Source organism: Neisseria musculi (assembly GCF_014297595.2).
Classification (GTDB): Bacteria; Pseudomonadota; Gammaproteobacteria; order Burkholderiales; family Neisseriaceae; genus Neisseria; species Neisseria musculi.
This window is the reverse complement of record NZ_CP060414.2, coordinates 1,902,792-1,923,620: the sequence shown is the minus strand read 5'-3', so window position 1 is coordinate 1,923,620 and position 20,829 is coordinate 1,902,792. Positions and strand designations below refer to the sequence as shown.

Here is a 20,829-nt window from a genome sequence, read left to right as displayed (position 1 = left end):
GGCCGAGCCAGATGATTCAGGCTGGAACGATACTCTTCTTTCATATCGGGAGATAACCATGAACCGTAAAAATGTTCAAATCAATGCACAACCCCGCCTGTTGGCGGTTTCTGTTGCCGCCGGCCTGATGGCAGTGTCGTCAGGCGCATATGCCAATGCGGCTTATGTGGCAGGCACAACCCAAAATGTTCAATATGTGAGTGTGGGCGGCATTGTGGGTGTAAACACCGCTTCGGCCAACAACAATAAAGACAGCTTGGGTGCCAGCGGCCGCTATGCGATAGCTATCGGCCACGGCCCCACCGCAACCAATCAAGGTTCGGTGGCTATCGGCACCATCAGTCAATCCACTCAAAACGGTTCGGTTGCGCTGGGTGCGCAAACCAAAGCTACCGGTATTTCTGCCACTGCTTTGGGCAATCTGGCCGAAGCGCAGAAAAACGCCGACACTGCCATCGGCCGCAGAGCCATTGCCAGCGGCGGATCCAGCACTGCTTTGGGTCAAGAATCCCGCGCCAGCGGCAACTATGCCAATGCTTTCGGCGGCGCGGCTAATGCCAGCGGCCAGCATTCCAACGCCATCGGCACCCGCTCTGTTGCCTCGGGGCAAAATGCCACCGCCATCGGCCTTCATTCCAACAGCTCTGCCGTTAATGCACTTGCCGCCGGTGTAGGCTCCAAAGCCAGCGGTGTGAACAGCGCTGCCTTCGGCACTTCTGCCAATGCCTCCGGCACCGGCAGCGTAGCCTTGGGCTTGAGATCGGCGGCTTCTGCAGTCAATTCATTTGCAGGCGGTAATGCCGCCAAGGCCGGCGGCACCAACAGTGTGGCTTTGGGTGTGGCTGCCAATGCATCTGCCAACGACAGCGCGGCTTTGGGCCGCAACGCTGCCGCATCGGCCGAAAACTCCGTGGCTTTAGGCCGCTTTGCCAATGCTTCTTTGGCAAATTCTGTGGCCTTGGGCGCGAACTCTACCACCTCGGCTTATGTTTCCACCAACTCTGCCACCGTGGGCAACCTCACTTACAGCGGCTTTGCGGGTACTTCGCCCAAGGGCACCGTGAGTGTGGGTTCTGCAGGTAACGAGCGCACCGTGAGCAATGTTGCCGCCGGCCGCATCAATGCCACCAGCACCGATGCCATCAACGGCAGCCAGCTCTACAGCGTGGCACAGCAGGTGGACACCAACACCACCAACATCACCAACTTGGGCAACCAGATTACCAATATCAGCAACAACTATAACCAACGTGTCGATGCGTTGGGCAACCGTGTGAATGATTTGGACAAAGATCTGCGTGCCGGTATCGCCGGTGCCACCGCCATCGGCTTTTTGCAACGCCCCAACGAGCCGGGCAAGAGCTTGGTTTCTGCCGCTGTGGGCGGTTATAAAAACCAACAGGCTTTGGCCGTGGGTTATGCGCATAACTCCGACAACAACAAATGGTCGACCAAATTCGGCGTGGGTGTAAACACCCGCAAAGATGTCAATTGGGGTGCCAGCCTGGGTTACCAGTGGTAATAACGGCAGAGGCCGTCTGAAAACGGCGGCCTTTCTCAAAGATTGAATGATTGAAAGGAAATCATAATGAAACTGTCTGCATTGATTTTACCCGTGGCCGCCGCTCTTGCTTTGGCTGCCTGCGGCAATTTGAGCAAAGTAAGTAAAGAAGGCACTACCGACAGCCCCGTATGGCCGAATCCCGAAAAAACCACTTTCCGCCACAGCGGCAGCCAACACGGCTCTTGGCCCAATTGGGACAATGTGCGCCAGATTGAAGCGGGCATGAACAAAGACCAAATCTACAACCTGATCGGCCGCCCGCATTTCAACGAAGGCCAATACTTCGTGCGCGAGTGGGATTATCTGTTCAACTACCGTGAAAACGGCGAACACAAAACTTGCCAATACAAAATCTTGTTCGACAAGAAAATGAACGCGCAAAGCTTCTTCTGGCTGCCCGAAGGCTGCGGTCCGAAAGAGAAAGAGCCCGTTCGCGAAGTGATTATCCGCGAAGTGGAAACTTCTCCGAAACGCATCCGCCAATAAGCGTGCGCAACCAGCAGAAACTGTAATGAACAAACTTGCAGTGATTGTCGTGCTGCTCGGCTTGGGTGTAGCTGCCCGGGCCGGCAGCATTGAGCATTTGAAAAAACGCAAAGCAGTGGTTTATACCGACCGCTCCGAGCTGTGTTTGGAAAACAACCGCTGCTATCCCGTATTAATCGGCAAAACCACACCCAAAGGCACATTTGATCTGAATATCGTGAAAACCACCCAGCGGGGCTATGGCGGCGATGTGATGAAGTTTAAAGAAGACGGCGATTTTATGTTTGCCGTCCACCGCGTGTGGAAACTCAAGCCCGAGGAACGCCGCATGGAGCGCATCGCTTCTTCTAACGTGAAGGAGCGCGTGATGACCAACGGCTGCATCAACGTTACCGATGATTTATACGAAAAGCTGAAAGCCTATTTTGTGCTGGAAGTGGTCTGATACCGTTGCAGCAGGTATTTTCCAAATCCGGGGCCGTCTGAAACAGATTTTCAGACGGCCCCGGCTTCGATGCAGGGTATGCAGGCCGGCATCCGGCCGTGAACATAACGGGCGCAGGCGTTTCAGGCTTGCCGGCCGGCTGCCGGTATAATGCCGTGTCGGCAGGGCTCGGTTTGTGGTTTTGCTGCGGTGCCGGTATCGGCGCAAAGAGCACGTTTTTGCAAGCCCAAGCAGCGGCCGATTAGGTGTCGGAAACGGTTTGATGCCGTTACAGCGGGTATTCCCTAAAAAGGCCGTCTGAAAGAATCGGTTTCAGACGGCCTTGGTGTTGCCAAAAACCTATATCGGTATCTTACAGACACCTGCTTGATTATCGGGCTCGGCCTGATAATCAAACATCTGCCGCTCAGGTGGAAGACGGATATTGCGGGCAGGAGTATTGGCGTTAAGTTTTCAGACGGCCGCGAGGGGCTTTTGCAAAACTACCTTAACTGCAAACTCATTGGAGCCGTCTGAAAAATATGTTTCAGACGGCCTTTGCTTTGATAAAGGGTATGCGGAGCAGAATCTATCGCTATCTTGCCAACACCTGCGCCATATGCGGGTTTGGCCTGATAGCCCGGCATTTACAGGCGGCGGTGCGCCAACGCAGGCAGGCGGGTGCGCACGCTTTGCAGGCGGCGGGCATCAATCTCGGCCGTTACCATGCCTTCGCCTTCGGGCAAAACATCGAGAATACCGCCCCACGGGTCGATAATCATGCTGTGGCCGAAGGTGCGCCGCCCGTTTTCGTGTGTGCCGCCTTGCGCAGAGGCAATAACATAGCATTGGTTTTCAACGGCGCGGGCGCGCAGCAGCAGCTCCCAGTGCGCTTTGCCGGTGGTGTAGGTGAAGGCGGCGGGCAATACCATCACTTCAAACGGCAGTTGGGCGCGGAAAAATTCGGGAAAACGCAGGTCGTAACACACGCCTGCAGCCACATTGATGCCGTCTGCGCTGAAATGCGGCACGCCTGCGCCGGCCGAAATGGTGTCGGCTTCGGCATAGCGTTCGCCCAAACCCGAATAGCCAAACAGATGCATTTTGTGATAAATGCCGATACATTCGCCGTTGCGGCCGTAAACCGGCAGGGTGTTGAACACTTTATCCGGGTCGGGGCTTTGCAGCGGAACCGTGCCGCCGAAGAGCACCACACGGTTTTGTTTGGCAGTTTCGCTTAAGGCCGTCTGAAAAACGCCGTTGCCCAAAGGCTCGGCCACAGCGAGCTTATCGGCATCACCGGCGCCCATCAGCGGCCAGTATTCGGGCAATACAACCCAGTCGGCGCCGGCATCGGCGGCTTTTTCCACCAAACGCTGCATGGTGCGGATGTTTTCTTCGGGACGGGTGCCGGATACCATTTGGACGGCGGCGGCGCGCAGAGTGTGCATGGGAGTCTCCTGTTTCAGACGGCCGGGCGGCTTTGCGTTCATTATGATTTATTTACCGCCTATCTGTTACACTTTTTACACCCGATACGGCGGGTTTTCTGCATTTCCGCCGCGGCTTGGCTTGGCGGCGGAAACAAAGGGGAGTCTCGGCAGCTTATTGGAAACCATCACGGCGGCGGCTTGCTTGGGCTGGCAGAGAGCGGTTTTGCCGGCCGCTGAAACGGCAATAGAAACGGTGTGTATGGCGTGTATGGGCGGCAAGCTGCCGCCCTGTGTTGATTTTAACGGATGAGCGATAAAGGTGTAATCATGAACAGAACAACGGTTTGGCTGCTGGCGGCACTGCTGCCGGCGGTGGCGGCGGCGCAAGTGCGGCTCTACGGCAATATCCGCAGCGGTGTGGAAGTGTCGCAAACCAAAACAGGCAGCGAGAGCCGCAGCCGCGCTTCGGTAAGCGATTTCGGCAGCTATATCGGCTTGAGCGGTTTGCACCCGATAGGCGGGGGCGCAACCAATGCGGTGTGGAAATTCGAGCAGGAGGCGCCGGCCGGCAGCAGCGGCTCGATGCGCGACTATTTCCGCGAGAAGAAGGCAGGCGGCGGGCTGAATATACCGAATTGAGCAAGATAGCGGAACGGTTTCGAACCATACAGGCCGTCTGAAAACGTTCAGACAGCCTGTATGGTTTATGCCCGCCGTATCCGCGTATCTGTTGTTTCGAAACCGTTGCCAAACTCATTCAGGCCGTCTGAAATATCCCACTGTCGCCATTTCCACGCAGGCGGTGTTTGATTTTATTTTTCACAGAATATTGCAATCAAAAACATTTGATTTTTAAAAGATTCGGTTTTCTCCTGCGCGGGCATGGCGGGAAATAGGTTTTTCAGACGGCCTGAACGGATGTTGCAAAGGCTCCGTTTCTTTTGAAACAGCGAAACATCCGGGCCAAGCCCGGGCATGATGCAGGTGTGTTCAGACGGCTAAAGCGGCTTGCGGCGGTTTCGGCCTGCTTGCGTTATCCGCCGCGTTTCGGTTCGCCGCGCACCGGCGCGCCATCGGCACGGTAATAAGGCGCGTCCGACTTGGGCAGCGGGGCGCGGCCGCGGATTTTGTCGGCGATTTTCTCGGCCAGCATAATGGTGGCGGCGTTGAGGTTGCCGGTGATGATGTCGGGCATAATCGAGGCATCGACCACGCGCAGGCCGGTGATGCCGTGTACGCGGCCTTCACCGTCGGTTACCGCTTCGTTGCCTTCGCCCATCGCGCAGGTGCAGGAAGGGTGGTAGGCGGTTTCGGCATGGTTGCGCACATATTCGTCCAGTTCGGCATCGCTTTGCAGGCTTTCAGACGGCGTAATCGCCGCGCCGCGGTAACGGTCGAGTGCGGGCTGGCTGATGATTTCGCGGGTGATGCGGATGGCGGCGCGGAACTCTTCCCAATCTTGATTGTGGCTCATGTAATTGAAAAGAATGCTCGGATGTTCGGCAGGATCGGCCGATTTGAGTTTCACGCGGCCGCGGCTGGGCGAGCGCATCGAGCCGACGTGCGCCTGGAAACTGTGGGCTTTGCTGGCGTTGCGGCCGTCATAGCGCACGGCAATTGGCAGAAAGTGGTATTGGATATTCGGCCAGGCAAATTTTTCGTGGCTGCGGATAAAACCGCCGCCTTCAAAATGGTTGGTGGCACCCAAACCAGTGCCGCAAAACAGCCATTCGGCGCCGATGGCGGGTTGGTTCCACCAACGGGTGGCGGGCGCGATGGAAACCGGCTCTCTGCATTCGTATTGTATGTATAGCTCGAGATGGTCTTGCAGGTTGCTGCCCACGCCGGGCAGGTCGAGTATTTCGGCCACGCCGGCCTCTTTGAGCCATGAGCCGGGGCCGATGCCGCTGCGTTGCAGAATCTGCGGCGAGGCAATGGCGCCGGCGCACACCATCACTTCGCGCTGCGCTTCAACCGTTTTCAGACGGCCCTGATGTTGAAAGCGCACGCCGCGCGCGCGTTTGCCGTCAAACAGCACCACATCGGTTAGTGTGCCGGTGAGTATGGTGAGTCGCTCTCGGTGGCGCGCCATATCGAGATAACCGCGCGCGGCAGAGGCGCGGCGGCCGTTGGGGGTTACGAAGCGGTCCATCGGGCCGAAGCCTTCCTGCTGATAGCCGTTCAAATCATCGGTGCGCGGGTAGCCGGCATCCGCGCCGGCCTGAATCATAGCTTCAAACAGCGGGTTTGCGCCCGGTTTGGCGGTGGTAACGTGTATCGGCCCGCTGCTGCCGTGATAAGCGTTTTCGCCCGCATCGCGGTGTTCGGCTTTTTTGAAATAGGGCAGGCAGTCGTGATAAGTCCAATCGGCCAGGCCGGGCTTTTGCGCCCAGTGGTCGAAGTCGAGCGCGTTGCCGCGGATATAGCACATGCCGTTAATCAGCGATGAACCGCCCAAGCCTTTGCCGCGCCCGCAATCCATGATGCGGTGGTTCATAAACGGCTCGGGCTCGGTTTGGTAGCCCCAGTTGTAGGTGGTGCCCTGCAGCGGCATGGCCAGTGCGGCGGGCATTTGGGTGCGGAAGTCGAGGCGGTAGTCGGGCAGGCCGGCCTCCAGGAGCAGCACGGACACGTTTTCGTCTTCGGTCAGGCGGGCGGTCAGAACGCAGCCCGCGCTGCCGGCGCCGATGATGATGTAGTCGTAGGCGGGTTTGAGGGAGTGGGTCATCGAAAATCCTTTTTTTTGTTTTTCAGACGGCCTTTCGGTGCGGCCGGGCCGTCAGTCAAAATGTTTGAACGGCTGTTTTGTCGGAACGGCTGTGCCTGAATCTGCGGAATCTGCTGCAACAGCCAAGCACGGTATGGTTTTGGCGGATAAAGGCGTGCGCTTGTCTAAGTAGCGTAAAGCGTTGCGGGCTTGCACATCGGGTTTGCACGCCCGGCAAAATCACGTTGTGCGGTGCTGTCCGCATTGCGGAGCGGTTGCCGCCGCCGCTTTTTTGCCTGCTTTTTCCGGCAGGGCAAAAAACAGGCCGCTTCCCACAGTGGTAGGGCGGGTTGGCGGATATTCCGTGCCGTTTCAGATTCCGTGCCGTTTCAGATACAGAAACGGTGCATCATGTTTTCAGACGGCCTAAGCAGGCTCTGTGTCGGCTTAGAGGCCGTCTGAAAACGTTGGAGCAGCAAACCGGCGCGTTGCGGTTTTGCGTTATGTCGGGTTGGTTCTCTGCAGATTGCCTTTGTCGTCTGCCTGCCATTGCAGGCCGTCGCTGTCGGTAAACGAAACGCTGATGATGCGGTGTTTTTTGGTTACCAATAAGGGCTGTATCTTATTTTCATCGTAGATTTCGGGGTATTTAAACGCATAGGGCAGGGTATCATCGCAGTTTTTCGGAATAAAAAAGCGGCCGGGCGGCAAAAGACGGGTTTCGCTGTAAGCAAACGGCACACGCTCCCCGTGCTTGCCGGCATAATCGCCGCAAACCACCAGGTTATACAGCGGCCGCTCCGAAACATTATTGAGCACGATGCCCCATGAATAGATTTTGCCTTTTTCGGCGGCAATCCACACCGAAAATCTGACTGCATCCTGTTTTTGCCGCAGGGCTTGCTGCTCCCGCTCCCTACGCCTGTCGTTTTGATAAAGCTGTTTGGCCTGTTTGCCTGCCTGCCATGCCAAAAATAAGGCGCAGGCGGCAATCAGGGCGTTTAACCATTCTCCCAGGCTGCCTAAGTCCATCGTTGCTCCTTGATATTTTTCAGACGGCCTTAAAACACCGGTTGGAAATCCCCAAGCTCCACCAGTACCGATTTGGTTTGGGTGTAGTGCATCAGGGTCTGCACGCCGTTTTCGCGGCCGATGCCCGATTGTTTGTAGCCGCCCACCGGCATTTGCGCGGGTGATTCGCCCCAAGCGTTGATCCAGCAGATGCCGGCCTGCAATCTGCCGATGATGCGGTGGGCGCGTTGGAGGTTGGGTGATACCACGCCGGCGGCCAGCCCGTAGCCGGTGTGATTCGCGCGCGCCACCACTTCTTCTTCGCTGCCGTAGGTCAGAATGCCCATCACCGGGCCGAAGATTTCTTCGCGGCAGATGGTCATTTCATCGGTGCAGTCGGTAAACACGGTGGGGGCGACATAGGCGCCTTCGGAGAGGCCGTTTTCTTTCAGACGGCCGCCGCCTGCAATCAGGCGCGCGCCTTCGGCTTTGCCTTGTTCAATGTAGGCAAGCACTTTTTCCATGTGGGCAAAACTTGCTAGCGGGCCGAAATTCACATTCTCGTTTAGCGGGTTGCCGATGCGGATGCGTGCCACCCGCTCCAGCACGGCGGCTTCGAAATCCGCCTTCAGCCCGGCGGGTACAAACACGCGCGTGCCGTTGGTGCACACTTGGCCGGAGCTGTAAAAATTCGCCGCCAGCGCGATGTCTGCCGCCAAGCCCAAATCGGCATCTTCGCAGATAATCAGCGGTGATTTGCCGCCCAGCTCCATAGTGATGTCTTTCAAAGAAGACGATGCCGCCTGCGCCATCACTTTTTTGCCGGTGGCCACGCCGCCGGTGAACGACACTTTGGCGATTTCGGGGTGTGTACTCAAGGCTTCGCCCACACGCCAATCTCCCTGCACCACATTGAACACGCCGCCGGGCAGGCCGGCCTCGGTGAAGATTTCCGCCAGCTTCAGCGTGCCCATCGGCGTGATTTCACTGGGTTTGAACACCATTGCGTTGCCGGCCGCCAGCGCGGGCGCAGCTTTCCACATGGCGATTTGAATCGGGTAGTTCCACGCGCCGATGCCCGCCACCACGCCTAACGGCTCTTGGCGCGTGTAGGCAAACGCGTTTTCGCGCAGCGGAATCTGGCGGCCTTCGAGTGCCTGCGCCAAACCGGCATAATATTCGATCACATCGGCACCGGTAACGATATCCACATACCGGGTTTCGCTCAGAGGCTTGCCGGTGTCGAGCGTTTCGATGCGCGCCAGCTCGTCATTGCGCCCGCGCAGTATTGCCACGGCGTTTAAAAGAATGCGGCTGCGTTCTGCCGCCGTCATCGACGCCCAAATTTTCTGCCCCGCTGCGGCAGAAGCCACTGCCGCTTCGATTTCTTCGGCCGTACTCTGCTGCACGAGGGCGAGCGTTTCACCGTTGGCGGGGTTGATGTCGGCAAAGGTTTCGGCAGCGGGGTTTGCGGCGGTGCGGGCACCGTTGATGTAGGCGGTGAGCGTGGGCATGGGCAGTCCTTATGAAAATGGGTTTGGGTTGTTAAACTAACATATTTTCAGACGGCCTGCGCAATAAAAGGTTCAGGCCGTCTGAAAAAGGCTTATCCTGAAGCGGGTTGGTTTGGAAGATAAAGGCCGGACGCAGGCACAATGGCGCATCTGCTTTGTTGCGGCACCGGGCGGCAGGCCGTGCAGACGGTAGCGGCCGGCTGTGTTGCCGGTCGGGCGGTTTGTCAAACCGCCCCTCAAGCCAAAATGCGGCAATGCGGGGCGGAAACCGGGCAGATTGACGTTACGCACGGCAAGCCTCAGCAGCGCGCATTAAAGAAAGTTAAGCGAATCGGGTTTAATATCGGTCAAAACCGCAGCGGCTTCACGCAACGACCGCAGTAAAATATGTTATAAAGCAGGTTTTTAACACCGTTATTTGGAGCAGACACATGGAATTAGTATTTATCCGCCACGGCCAAAGCGAATGGAACGCCAAAAACCTGTTTACCGGCTGGCGCGATGTAAAGCTGAGCGAGCAGGGCTTGGCCGAAGCCGCCGCTGCCGGCAAAAAGCTCAAAGAGAAAGGCTATTTGTTTGACATCGCCTTCACTTCGGTATTAACCCGAGCCATCAAAACCTGCAATATCGTGCTGGAAGAGAGCGGCCAACTTTGGGTGCCGCAGGTAAAAAGCTGGCGTTTGAACGAACGCCATTACGGTCAATTGCAGGGTTTGGACAAAAAACAAACTGCCGAAAAATACGGCGATGAGCAGGTGCACATTTGGCGGCGCAGCTACGACACCCTGCCGCCGCTACTCGACCCGAGCGATGAATTTTCCGCCCACAACGACCGCCGCTATGCCGAGCTGCCGGCCGATGTGGTTCCCAACGGCGAAAACCTGAAAGTAACCCTGGAGCGCGTGCTGCCTTTTTGGGAAGACCGAATCGCTCCCGCTATTTTGGGCGGCAAACGCGTTTTGGTGGCCGCCCACGGCAACTCACTGCGCGCGCTGGCCAAACACATCGAAGGCATCTCAGATGACGACATTATGGGTTTGGAAATCCCCACCGGGCAACCGTTGGTGTATAAACTCGATGATAATTTGAAAGTGGTTGAAAAATTCTACCTATAAGCCCGCGGGATAAAGCACTGCCATGCCAAAGGCCGTCTGAAAGGCTTTCAGACGGCCTGCTGGAATTGAAGTGCCGGAAGTTTTTATGATGCGTTGCAAACGGTTTCTACTTTATTGCCGTAGGGGTCGGTGAAGTTGAAGATGGCGGTGCCGTTTTTTTCATGCCATTGGGCGCCCGAACCAAACAGCCCGCTTTTGCTCACATAACGTACTCCGGAGCCTGAAACGGCATGATCCATCACGGTGGTTTTGTCGTTCAGTTGCAGTGCGATGCGCTCGGTACCCAGTTGGCGCACCGAAACGGACAAGCCGTTTTCACATGAGTAGCGCATACTTTGTGCATGGTTGCTGCGGTTGTTTTCCATAGGCTCGGGGGTGTTGGGGGCGGCGCAGGCGGCAAGCATCAGTGCGGTAGAAGCAAGCAGGCAGAATCTGGTTTTCATGGGTATTTTCCTTGAGTAAAGTGAATCAGTGTGTAATTGGTGAATCCGGCAAAGCTGCAACGGCGGCTTTGCCGTAAATGATGCTAATCAATGCCGGCTTGGGCGGCAATGCCGTTTAACGTGAATTTACTTTTGAACGCGGCAATGTGGCTTTTTGCCGACTATGGTGCATCTTGCTTCATTTTCGATACAAAACAAGCCGCAGCCAGCGCAGAGGGTATGGGCGGCATGAAACCGGTTTTGTTGCCTGGGCGGCCGGTAAAAGTGTTTGCTTTGGGTTGAGCCGCGGCAACGCAGTCATGGAAACGCAGTAGGTTCACTATATAATATGCAGACGTTGGGAGATCAGGCAATTATCAAGGCCGTTTGAAAGATTTTCAGACGGCCGTTGTTTTTTCAGACGGGATTTATAGAGCGTAACAACAAACGATGTGCGCCCTATCGGGCGGCGGGGCGCGGGGTGTCGGCCGCCGCTTCTGCGATTTGACGGGGTTGGAACCGCAATACGCCGAATTGCATACACAGCACGGTGAAACGCCCGATTATGCCCGCGATGCCTGTTCCAATTATCAAGCGTCAGGCTCGGCGTTTTTCACCGTTGTTTTTACAAAGCAGGCTTGGTGTCTGCCTGACGGATGGCGGGCATAAAGGCCGTCTGAACATTCAGACGGCCTCGGTATTCTGTCTTTGGGAGCGGCGTTATTTTACGATTTGGTTCAGCTCGCCTTTGGCGTATTTCACGGCCATTTTTTCCAATGATACGGGCTTGATTTTATCTGCCTGCCCTTCGCAGCCGAAAGCGGTGTAGCGGTCGATGCAGATCTGCTTCATGGCTTCTACGGTTTTGGCCAGATATTTGCGCGGGTCGAATTCGGCGGGGTGCTCGACCATAAATTTGCGGATGGCTCCGGTGGAGGCCAGGCGCAAATCGGTGTCGATATTGACTTTGCGCACGCCGTGTTTGATGCCTTCCACAATTTCCGCCACCGGCACGCCGTAGGTTTCGCCGATGTTGCCGCCGTATTCGTTGATGGTTTGCAGCCATTCCTGCGGCACCGAGCTGGAGCCGTGCATCACGATATGGGTGTTGGGCAGGGCGGCGTGGATTTCTTTGATGCGGTCGATACGCAGCACATCGCCGGTGGGCGGGCGGGTGAATTTGTAGGCCCCGTGGCTGGTGCCGATGGCAATCGCCAGCGCGTCCACGCCGGTGTCGCGCACGAAACGGGCGGCGTCTTCCACGCTGGTGAGCATTTGTTCGTGGGAAAGCTTGCCGGCGGCACCCACGCCGTCTTCTTCGCCGGCTTCGCCGGTTTCCAAATTGCCTAAAACGCCGATTTCGCCTTCGACCGACACGCCGCAGGCATGGGAAAATTCCACCACTTTGCGGGTTACTTCGGCATTATATTCGTAGCTGGACGGGGTTTTGCCGTCTTCGAGCAGCGAACCGTCCATCATTACCGAGCTGAAGCCCAGTTGGATGGAGCGTTGGCACACATCGGGTGATGTGCCGTGGTCTTGGTGCATCACCACGGGAATGTGCGGAAACTCTTCAACGGCGGCCAAAATCAGGTGGCGCAGAAACGGCGCGCCGGCATATTTGCGCGCACCTGCGCTGGCCTGTACGATAACGGGTGCGTTTACCTGGTCGGCGGCCTCCATAATCGCACGCATCTGTTCGAGATTGTTTACATTGAAAGCGGGCAGGCCGTAGCTGTTTTCAGCCGCATGATCAAGCAGTTGGCGCATGGATACGAGTGCCATAAACATCCTCCGGATTGGGGTGAAATATTGGATAACGGGCGGATTATATCAGGTTCGCTCAGAAAACTACACGCGACAACAAAAACAAGCCGTTTGAATAAAAAGTTGCGTCAGGCAGGGGCGGTGCTGCAGGTATGCGCCGGTACGGCCGGTTTGTTTGGGGAATCGCTTAGAATCACGGAATGCCGCATAGCCTCAGGAAGGCAGGCCGTGTCGTTATCGTGTGGCTGCCGGCGGCTTTGCAATGGTTGAAGCGGTTGTTTCTTAAGGAAGGGGTTATGCCGTGTATTCATCTGCCTTTGCCCGAAGCGGCTTTGTTCCGCACCGGCATAACGGTGCAAATCGGCGATATTAATTACGGCGGTCATTTGTCTAAATGATGCGGTGTTGCGTTTGTGTCATGAATGCCGTTTGCGCCGGCTTGTGCTGCACGGTTTCAGCGAGTTGGATGCGGGCGGGGTCGGGCTGATTATGACGGATGCGGCGGTGGAAATGGGCGCGGCAGATGTCGGCCGCAGCGGTTTTGCACTGCTTTACCACATCAGCCGCGAAAGCGATGGTTCCAGTATTGCCAAAGTGCAGACGGGCATGGCGTGTTTCGACTATGCCGCGCAGAAAGTCTGCCGCCTGCCCGAAAGGTTGGGAGGGATATTGCGGCCGTCTGAAAAGGTGTTTTGATTTGGGTTGCAATATGTGCAGCCGAAACCTTTGTGAAACTACTTTAAGGCCGTCTGAAAATGCTTAACCTCCGTCATTCCTGTGCAGATGGGAATCTAGGGAGCATCTAAACATTTAAACATTTGTTTAAGCAATACATTAATATTTTCATCTGTATGCCCACTTGGGCGGGAGTTTAAACTTTTCAGACGGCCTGAAGATATTTTTCGAAAGATTCCTGCAGTCTGAACAGTGTTTTGATTGAGTTGAAAATTCACAGGCCGTCTGAAAAATGGTTTCAGACGGCCTGTACGGCCGGGGAGTAGAAAAAGCCGAAGCCCTTGAATATTTCAAGGGCTTCGGTTGTATGGCACGCCCACGGGGAATCGAACCCCGGTTACCGCCGTGAAAGGGCGATGTCCTAACCGCTAGACGATGGGCGCGGATAAATAAACTGTGGCGCACCCGGAGCGATTCGAACGCCCGACCCTCTGGTTCGTAGCCAGATACTCTATCCAACTGAGCTACGGGTGCGTGGAAGATTTGTATTATATGAATGCCTGTTAATGCTGTCAAGCGATTGCTGGCGAAAAAGTGTAAAATAGCGGGCTGTTATTTGAATTTAATCGGAAATATGATGGCGCTAGCCTCTAATCGTTGGCCGCTGCTGGCGGCGTGTTTCGACCGTTTGGGTGTGCCGGTGGTTGTGGTGGATGTCGAATCGACCGGCGGCAATCTGTTTGAGGACCGCATCACCGAGGTGGCGCTGCTGCGTTTTGAAAACGGTAGGGCAGAGCGGTATGAGCGGCTGGTGAATCCGCAACGGTCGGTTTCGGCGTTTATCACCCGCCTCACCGGCATCAGCAATGAGATGGTGACCGCTGCGCCGGCGTTTGCCGATTTGGCGGGCGAGCTGTTGCCGCTGTTGCGCGGTTCGCTGCTGGTGGCGCACAACAGCCGCTTCGACTACACCTTTCTTTGCCATGAGTTCCGGCGTGCGGGCGTGGATTTTGCCGCGCCGGCTTTGTGCAGCGTGAAATTGTCGCGCCGCCTGTATCCTCAGTTTCACAAGCATAATCTTGACAGCATTATCGAGCGTTTCGGCATTTCGGCGGCCAACCGCCACCGTGCGTTGGCCGATGTGTTGGCGTTGGCCGATTTTTTGGAAGCCAGTTTGGCCGAAAAAGGCGCAGAATGGGAAAACCATTGCCGAGAGCTGATGAATCCAAAGCTGCTGCCGGTTTGGCTGAATGCGGGTTTGGCGGAGCAGATTTATGCGCTGCCCGATGCCCCGGGCGTGTCGGTTTGGCGGGACGGCTGGGGGCGTGCGCTGGAGGTTTGCGTGCATGAGAAGGCATTTGCCGAAGTGGCGATGATGCTGCATCTTGAAAGAAACCGGCCGTTGGTGTCGGAAACCGGCGGTTTGGATTTTATCCCGGCGGTGGGGCCGCTCCATGCGCTGTGGCTGAAAGTGCAATTGGCGGAACAATACGGCATCCGGCCGTCTGAAAGCGCCGGCGGTTATTTCACGGTTGAGTTTGTGCCGGACGGGCAGGCGCGCTTGCAGGCGCGGGTGGTGCCGTTGGTGCAGGGCGGCAGGCAGAATCCGCCCAATGGTTTGTTTGTGCACAAAAAAGCGGCCAAGCGTGCATTGGTGCAATGGGCGCAGGCGCACGGTTTGTGTCCGTTGCCGCTTGATATTCTGCCGCAAACCCATGCCAAAGGCGTGCCGTGTCCGCTGCAGGAGGCAGGGTGCTGCGATGGCGGCTGTGCCGCGGCGGGCGGCATCGAGGCGCAAAACAACCGTATTGCGCTGCTGGCGGGGCGGCTGCCGGTGGCGGGGTGGGGAAGGTCGTGCAAAATCGAAATCGTGGAAACCGATTGCCTGTCGGGGCGGTCGGCGGTGCTGCGCTGCGAAGGCGGTGCGCTGGCCTTGCCCGGCGGCCGGTGGTATTTTGATGAAACCCTGCCGCCGCTGTTGAAAGCCAAATTCAAGCAGGGCGGGGCGGCGGTGAAGGTGTTGGAGGCCGTCTGAAAAGATTGTACTGTTGATTTTTTCACGTTTTCCGACACTCGGATGCTGCGGCCGTCTGAAAAGGCAGCATGGCCGGCTCGATGAAACCACGGCAAGGCATCGGGCGGCAGACACAAACAGTGGGCGGGTGGTTGTGAAGCCGCCGGCTGAGGCGAACCAGCCCGAGGTCTGCCGTGTTTTGCCCGGCAACGGAAAAGTATAGTGAATGCCTTTGTTTCGGCACAAAGCAGGCTGTGGGCGGTGCGGGTATGGTGGAGCCGGTTCCGCTGCGGCTTCAGCGGCCTGTAAAACCTTTTTCTTTGAGACAAGGCCGGTACACTGTAACAGAAATAAAGCAGGCCATATCGGCTCCGGCCGTTTTCAGACGGCCTTATCCGCGCGATCGCTGCCGAGGGCAAACGGGCGCGGTGTATCGCGATGCCGGCAGTTTTCGGCAGCCTGCGGACATTATTCAGAAAGAAATGCTATGCAAACTCCCAAAATCATCTTTTTCGATATCGATGATACGCTTTACCGCAAATACACCGACACGCTGCGCCCATCGGTGGCGGAGGCCGTGAAAGCGTTGAAGGCGCGCGGCATCCTCACCGCCATTGCCACCGGCCGCCCGTATGCCGCCATGCCCGCCAAGGTGCGCGCGTTGGCGGCAGAGGCCGGTATGGATTTGCTGCTCACCATTAACGGTCAGTTTGTCCGCTATCGCGGCGAAGTGCTGCAAAAATATCCGCTGGAAACCGCCAAGGTTGAAGCATTGTGTGCTTATTTCGACCGCGAAGGAATTGCTTATGCGTTTGTGGCCGACCACACCATCGCCGTGTCCGAGTCCGTGCCTGCGGTGGAAGGGGCGATGGCGCATATTTTGCCCGATCACCCTGTGGACAAAGATTTTTACCGCCGCAACGAAGTGTTTCAAATGCTCGGTTTTTATGCTGCCGGGCGTGAAGCCGAGATGGCGGCCGCAGCGGCGGAACACGGTTGCAGAACCGTGCGCTGGCACGAATCGGCGGTGGATATACTCGATATAGAGGGTTCGAAAGCGCGCGGTATCCGCGCGGCGGCGGCAGGGTTGGGCATCGATATGCGGGAAGTGATGGCGTTCGGCGACGGTTTGAACGATATAGAAATGATAAAAGCCGTGGGGTTTGGCGTGGCAATGGGCAACGGCCATCCTGATTTGAAAGCGGCGGCGGATTATATCTGCCCGACAGTAGAAGAAGACGGCGTGTATAGCGGATTGAAATCGCTGGGGATTATCTAGTGCCGCTATGCCGGGCAGAAGCGGTCGGGGCGCGGGCGTTGGAACCGCCGAAGGTGCGGCGGGGATTGGCCGTCTGAAACCGTTTTTCAAACGGCCCGGTGCCGTTTCCGGTGCCGCTGTGCCCGTGGTATGGTGCTCCGGCATGAGGGCAGAAGGTGCACGGGATGGTTGGCACGCTGAAAAACAAAGCAGGTCTGCCGGTGTTTCAGACGGCCGAATCCGCCCGCAGGCAAACTGTTCTGCAAGGGCATTATCTGCTAAATTAAAAAAACGGAATCAAATCGGCTGTGCAGCCGTTTCAAGGAGAAAAGCAATGAATCAACCTGTAGAGAAAGAGCGTAAGTTTTTCGGGCATCCGTGGCAGCTTTCCTCGCTGTTTCAGATTGAGCTGTGGGAGCGTTTTTCGTTTTACGGTATGCAGGGTATCCTGCTGATCTATCTTTACTATCAAACCACCGAAGGCGGTTTGGGCATCGATAAGGCGGCGGCAGGCGGTATTGTCGGCACTTACGGCGGCAGCGTTTATCTTTCCACCATTTTGGGCGGCTGGCTGGCCGACCGTTTGTGGGGGGCGGAGCGCACGCTGTTTTATGCGGGCATGATGGTCATGGCCGGGCATATCGTGCTGGCTTTGATCCCGGGTGTGGCCGGCTTGTTTTGCGGCTTGGTGCTGATTGCGCTGGGCAGCGGCGGGGTGAAGGCAGCGGCAGGTTCGATGGTGGGATCGCTGTATGAAAGCGAAGAGTTGCGCCCGCTGCGCGATGCGGGGTTTTCGATTTTTTATATTTCCATCAATATCGGCGGTTTTTTGGGCCCGCTGCTGACCGGCCTGCTGCAAAGCAATCTGGGTTTCCATTACGGCTTCGGGGCGGCAGCAGTGGGCATGGCTTTGGGCCTGCTGCAATATGCGTACGGGCGCAAAGCGCTGCCGCCTACGCCGGCGCCGTTTCCGCTGCCCGCAGGTAAGGGAAAAGCGGCGGCAGCGGCAGCCGCGGGTGTGGTTGCGGTTTTGCTGGCAGCGGTATGGTCGGGTTGGCTCAATTTGGATAATTTTTCAACCTTGCTGCTGGCTGCGGTGATTCTGGCGGCTTTGGTTTATTTTGTGCGCCTGCTCGGTGGCTCGGGCGTAGAGGCGCAAAACAAGCGTCATATTACCGCCTATATCCCGCTGTTTGCGGCGATTTGTATTTTTTGGGCGCTGTGGTTCCAAGTGTTTACTGCGGTTACGGTGTATTTCGATGAAACGGCCGACCGCAGCATCGGCAGCTTTACCATACCCGTGGCGTGGAAAGATTCGCTGCAAAGTTTGTGGGTGATACTGTTTTCCGGCCTGATGGCGGCAATGTGGACGAAAATGGGCAGAAAACAGCCGAAAACGCCGTTGAAATTCGCGTTGTCGGTGATTGTGCTGGGCGTATCGTATTGGTGTTTCGTGCCGTTTATCACATCGGGCACGGTTATGCCGCTGGCAGTGTTTGCACTGGTTATTTTGGGCATTACCATTGCCGAATTGCTCATTTCGCCGATTTCTTTGTCGCTGACTACCAAAATCGCGCCGCCCCACTTCAAAACCCAGATGGTTGCGCTGACCTTTTTGGCATTTTCACTGGGCTTTACTCTGGGAGGACGATTGTTTAAGGAATATTTCACCGCTGAAAATGCCGCTGCGTTTTACCGCTTGATCGGCACGGTGGGACTGGCGGCAGGCATGGTGCTGCTGGTGTTGGTGCCGGTGTTGAACCGCCTGCTTGAAGGCGTGGATTGACACCGCCCCGGACGAATCACAGCAATATCACTTTTCGGAGAGTTTCAGTATGAACACGCCTTCCCAACGTTTGGCCGCTCTGCGCCAAACTATGAACACACAATCATTTGATGCGTGGATTATCCCTTCGGCCGATCCGCATTTGTCGGAATACCTGCCGCAGCACTGGCAGGCGCGGGTGTATGTTTCGGGCTTTACCGGCTCGGCCGGCACGCTGGTGGTAAAAAAAGACAGCGCCGATTTGTGGGCAGACAGCCGCTATTGGGAGCAGGCTGCGCAGCAGCTTGCCGGCAGCGGTATCGCCCTGCAAAAACTCGGTTTGGGCAAAACCCATGTGGAAGACCTGGCCGAGAGCCTGCCCGAAAACGCCCGCGTGGGCATAGCGCCCGATATGCTGTCGCTGGCCGCCAAACGCCGTCTGAAAAGCGCGTTTGCGGCAAAAAACATCAGCCTGGTTCACAGTGGCGATATTCTCGCCGCCGTTTGGGAAAACCGCGCCGCCTTGCCGCAATCGCCGGTTTACCCGCACGATGCCGTCTTTGTGAACGAAAGTGCCGCCGCCAAACTGGCGCGGGTGCGCGCGGCCATGAAAGAGCAAGGTGCGGATTACCACCTGGTTTCTTCGTTGGACGACACCGCCTGGCTCACCAATCTGCGCGGCAGCGATGTGCCGTTTAATCCCGTGTTTTTGTCTTATTTACTTATCGGGCAGAATCAGGCCGTGCTGTTTGCCGCGCCCGAAGCCTTAACGCCCGCCGCCCGCGCCGTATTGGCCGAAGCCGCTATCGATATTGCCGGTTACCATGAAGCGGCGGCCGCCTTGTCGCAGATTAACGGCAGCCTGCTGATTGATCCCGCCAAAACGGCGGTCAGCACGCTGGCGCAACTGCCCGACAGCGTGCGGCTGGTCGAAAGCACCAACCCCTCCACCCTGTTTAAATCGATGAAATCCGCCGCCGACATCGCCCATATCCGTGAAACCATGCGCCAAGACGGCGCGGCTCTGTGCGGCTTTTTTGCCGAGCTGGAGCAGAAGCTCGCAAACGGCGAAACCGTTACCGAGTTGGACATCGACACCCTGCTGCTGGCGCACCGCAGCCGCCGCCCGTATTTTGTCTCGCCCAGCTTCAACACCATTGCCGGCTACAACGCCAACGGCGCGCTGCCGCATTACAGCGCCACGCCCGAAGCCCATGCCGTTATCGGCGGCAACGGCCTCTTGCTGATTGATTCAGGCGGCCAATATCAGGGCGGCACTACAGACATTACCCGCGTGATGCCTGTCGGCACGCCGAGTGCCGCGCAAAAGCGCGATTTCACGCTGGTGCTCAAAGCCCATATCGCGCTGGCGCAGGCAGTGTTCCCCGAAAATATTCCCGCACCGATGATTGATGCCCTTTGCCGCGCACCGCTGTGGCAGGCGCAATGCGACTACGGCCACGGCACGGGGCACGGCGTGGGCTATTTTCTCAACGTGCATGAAGGGCCGCAGGTGATTTCCTATCATGCCGCCCCCAATCCCGGCCATGCCATGAAGGCCGGCATGCTCAGCTCCAACGAACCCGGCCTCTACCGCCCGCAGCAATGGGGCATACGCATTGAAAACCTGGTGGTAAACCAGCCGGTGGAAAACCCCGCCGAAGCTGCGTTCGGCCGCTTTTTGTGTTTCGAAACCGTTACCCTGTGCCCGATCGACACCCGCCTGGTGGATAAGGATTTGATGACGGCTGCCGAAACCGAATGGCTCAACCGCTATCACGCCCAAGTGCGCGAAAAACTGCTGCCGCTGGTGGAGGGCGCGGCAAAAGCCTGGTTGGAAGCGCGCACCGCCGCCGTTTGAGCCGCGCGTACCCGCCAAACCCGCATAACCGTTGTCAGGCAGAAACTTTTGCAAAATTCATTTAGGCCGTCTGAAAGCAGGCGGAATCAGAATTTCAGACGGCCGCAGGAGATATGTTCAGGTTGGAATTTGCTTTAATCAATATTTCATGCCTTGATGAAAATAAAATAAGGCCGTCTGAAAAAATGTTCAGACGGCCTTTAGCCTGCTGTTTTTTAGAGCCTGCGGTTTCGGCAACGGCTCAACCGCTATCACGTCCAAGTGCGCGGAAAACTGCCGCCGCCGGTGGAGGGCGCGGCTAAAGCCTGGCGGCACGCGCCAGCGTTGTTTAAGCATCGTATTCAGCCCCGCCCGGCATAAACCGTTGCCGGGCGTTATCAGGCCGTCTGAAAACCATTGCAATCAGGCTTTCAGACGGCCTGATACTTTTGCAGAAATCTCTTAAAAAGCCGTCTGAAAAAAGCCGTCTGAAATGTTTGGATACCGTCATTCCTGCGCAGGCGGGAGTTTGACCGTTATTTCGTGAGTTATGGAAATACAATGATTGACGGTTCCCATACCGGATTCCCGCCTTGCAGGGGGCAGCGCAGCAGGCTTGCAAAGTTGATGGCGGAGCCCGGGTTTTTGAAGACGGCCTGCCTGTGGCGAAACCATGCGGGTCTGCCGCCAATATCGGGAGTATGGCCGCCGGGGGGCATTTGCGCGGTTGATTTATTTTTCTGTTTATATTTTAAAATGTTATAAAATATCAGGCCGTCTGAAAGAGGTTTCAGACGGCCTTGGGCATGACTGCTCGTTTGGGGTTGCCGTTTA

The 20,829-nt window shown here is 56.8% G+C and carries 18 protein-coding genes, 2 tRNA genes and 1 pseudogene; 10 read left to right on the top strand and 11 right to left on the bottom strand.

Annotated features, from left to right (window positions below):
* Positions 1–58 precede the first annotated feature (58 nt).
* The 3 genes from H7A79_RS10100 to H7A79_RS10090 all read left to right on the top strand — a co-directional run bounded on the left by H7A79_RS10100 (position 59) and on the right by H7A79_RS10090 (position 2,495).
* On the top strand, positions 59–1,522 hold the full coding sequence (locus H7A79_RS10100) for a YadA family autotransporter adhesin (RefSeq protein ID WP_246407876.1): 1,464 nt from the start codon (positions 59–61) through the stop codon (positions 1,520–1,522).
* Positions 1,523–1,588: 66 nt separating this feature from the next.
* Positions 1,589–2,050: an outer membrane protein assembly factor BamE gene (locus H7A79_RS10095; RefSeq protein WP_135034630.1), complete on the top strand. Its 462-nt coding sequence runs from the start codon at positions 1,589–1,591 to the stop codon at positions 2,048–2,050.
* Positions 2,051–2,075: 25 nt separating this feature from the next.
* Positions 2,076–2,495, top strand: coding sequence for a murein L,D-transpeptidase (locus H7A79_RS10090; protein ID WP_187000155.1), 420 nt, complete (start codon positions 2,076–2,078; stop codon positions 2,493–2,495).
* 626 nt (positions 2,496–3,121) lie between these two features.
* Here the strand turns inward: H7A79_RS10090 and H7A79_RS10085 are convergent.
* Together H7A79_RS10085 and H7A79_RS10080 are read right to left on the bottom strand one after the other, a co-directional pair.
* Positions 3,122–3,967, bottom strand: coding sequence for a carbon-nitrogen hydrolase family protein (locus tag H7A79_RS10085; RefSeq protein WP_377057793.1), 846 nt, complete (start codon positions 3,965–3,967; stop codon positions 3,122–3,124).
* Positions 3,968–4,000: 33 nt separating this feature from the next.
* Positions 4,001–4,186, bottom strand: coding sequence for a hypothetical protein (locus H7A79_RS10080; protein ID WP_187000154.1), 186 nt, complete (start codon positions 4,184–4,186; stop codon positions 4,001–4,003).
* Between the two features lie 48 nt (positions 4,187–4,234).
* On the opposite strand from H7A79_RS10080, the gene H7A79_RS10075 reads away from it, so the two are divergent.
* The gene (locus H7A79_RS10075) at positions 4,235–4,546 is read left to right on the top strand and encodes a porin (protein WP_187000153.1); all 312 of its coding nucleotides are present in this window, start codon (positions 4,235–4,237) and stop codon (positions 4,544–4,546) included.
* Between the two features lie 394 nt (positions 4,547–4,940).
* Here the strand turns inward: H7A79_RS10075 and betA are convergent, their stop codons facing one another.
* The 3 genes from betA to betB all read right to left on the bottom strand — a co-directional run bounded on the left by betA (position 4,941) and on the right by betB (position 9,139).
* The gene (gene betA, locus H7A79_RS10070) at positions 4,941–6,635 is read right to left on the bottom strand and encodes a choline dehydrogenase (protein ID WP_187000152.1); all 1,695 of its coding nucleotides are present in this window, start codon (positions 6,633–6,635) and stop codon (positions 4,941–4,943) included.
* A gap of 480 nt (positions 6,636–7,115) precedes the next feature.
* Entirely contained in the window at positions 7,116–7,646 is a 531-nt protein-coding gene (locus H7A79_RS10065) for a hypothetical protein (RefSeq protein ID WP_135034635.1), read from the bottom strand.
* Between the two features lie 29 nt (positions 7,647–7,675).
* Positions 7,676–9,139, bottom strand: coding sequence for a betaine-aldehyde dehydrogenase (betB, locus tag H7A79_RS10060; RefSeq protein ID WP_187000151.1), 1,464 nt, complete (start codon positions 9,137–9,139; stop codon positions 7,676–7,678).
* A gap of 431 nt (positions 9,140–9,570) precedes the next feature.
* Between betB and H7A79_RS10055 the strand changes: the two genes are divergently transcribed.
* Positions 9,571–10,254, top strand: a complete 684-nt coding sequence (locus tag H7A79_RS10055) for a 2,3-diphosphoglycerate-dependent phosphoglycerate mutase (RefSeq protein ID WP_135034450.1) — start codon at positions 9,571–9,573, stop codon at positions 10,252–10,254.
* Between the two features lie 83 nt (positions 10,255–10,337).
* Here H7A79_RS10055 and H7A79_RS10050 read toward each other — a convergent pair whose 3' ends face one another.
* The 3 genes from H7A79_RS10050 to fba all read right to left on the bottom strand — a co-directional run bounded on the left by H7A79_RS10050 (position 10,338) and on the right by fba (position 12,461).
* A complete protein-coding gene (locus tag H7A79_RS10050) occupies positions 10,338–10,697 on the bottom strand; it encodes an MliC family protein (RefSeq protein WP_135034449.1) in 360 nt (119 codons plus the stop codon).
* Between the two features lie 438 nt (positions 10,698–11,135).
* Entirely contained in the window at positions 11,136–11,270 is a 135-nt protein-coding gene (locus H7A79_RS10045) for a hypothetical protein (protein WP_281384898.1), read from the bottom strand.
* A gap of 126 nt (positions 11,271–11,396) precedes the next feature.
* Complete coding sequence (gene fba, locus H7A79_RS10040; protein WP_187000150.1) at positions 11,397–12,461, bottom strand: class II fructose-bisphosphate aldolase; 1,065 nt, start codon at positions 12,459–12,461, stop codon at positions 11,397–11,399.
* Positions 12,462–12,739: 278 nt separating this feature from the next.
* Here fba and H7A79_RS10035 point away from each other — a divergent pair.
* Positions 12,740–13,139: pseudogene (locus H7A79_RS10035) on the top strand (acyl-CoA thioesterase).
* 347 nt (positions 13,140–13,486) lie between these two features.
* Here H7A79_RS10035 and H7A79_RS10030 read toward each other — a convergent pair.
* Positions 13,487–13,561 (bottom strand) — tRNA-Glu (locus tag H7A79_RS10030).
* Positions 13,562–13,575: 14 nt separating this feature from the next.
* Positions 13,576–13,652: transfer RNA gene (locus H7A79_RS10025), tRNA-Arg, on the bottom strand.
* A 103-nt stretch (positions 13,653–13,755) separates the two neighbouring features.
* Here H7A79_RS10025 and H7A79_RS10020 point away from each other — a divergent pair.
* The 4 genes from H7A79_RS10020 (at position 13,756) to H7A79_RS10005 (ending at position 20,016) form a co-directional block, all read left to right on the top strand.
* Entirely contained in the window at positions 13,756–15,153 is a 1,398-nt protein-coding gene (locus tag H7A79_RS10020) for a 3'-5' exonuclease (protein WP_187001685.1), read from the top strand.
* A 466-nt stretch (positions 15,154–15,619) separates the two neighbouring features.
* The gene (locus H7A79_RS10015; RefSeq protein ID WP_187000149.1) at positions 15,620–16,411 is read left to right on the top strand and encodes a Cof-type HAD-IIB family hydrolase; all 792 of its coding nucleotides are present in this window, start codon (positions 15,620–15,622) and stop codon (positions 16,409–16,411) included.
* A gap of 313 nt (positions 16,412–16,724) precedes the next feature.
* Complete coding sequence (locus tag H7A79_RS10010) at positions 16,725–18,176, top strand: oligopeptide:H+ symporter (RefSeq protein WP_187000148.1); 1,452 nt, start codon at positions 16,725–16,727, stop codon at positions 18,174–18,176.
* Positions 18,177–18,225: 49 nt separating this feature from the next.
* A complete protein-coding gene (locus H7A79_RS10005; protein ID WP_187000147.1) occupies positions 18,226–20,016 on the top strand; it encodes an aminopeptidase P family protein in 1,791 nt (596 codons plus the stop codon).
* 328 nt (positions 20,017–20,344) lie between these two features.
* Here the strand turns inward: H7A79_RS10005 and H7A79_RS10000 are convergent, their stop codons facing one another.
* Positions 20,345–20,506: a hypothetical protein gene (locus H7A79_RS10000; RefSeq protein ID WP_187000146.1), complete on the bottom strand. Its 162-nt coding sequence runs from the start codon at positions 20,504–20,506 to the stop codon at positions 20,345–20,347.
* Positions 20,507–20,829 lie beyond the last annotated feature (323 nt).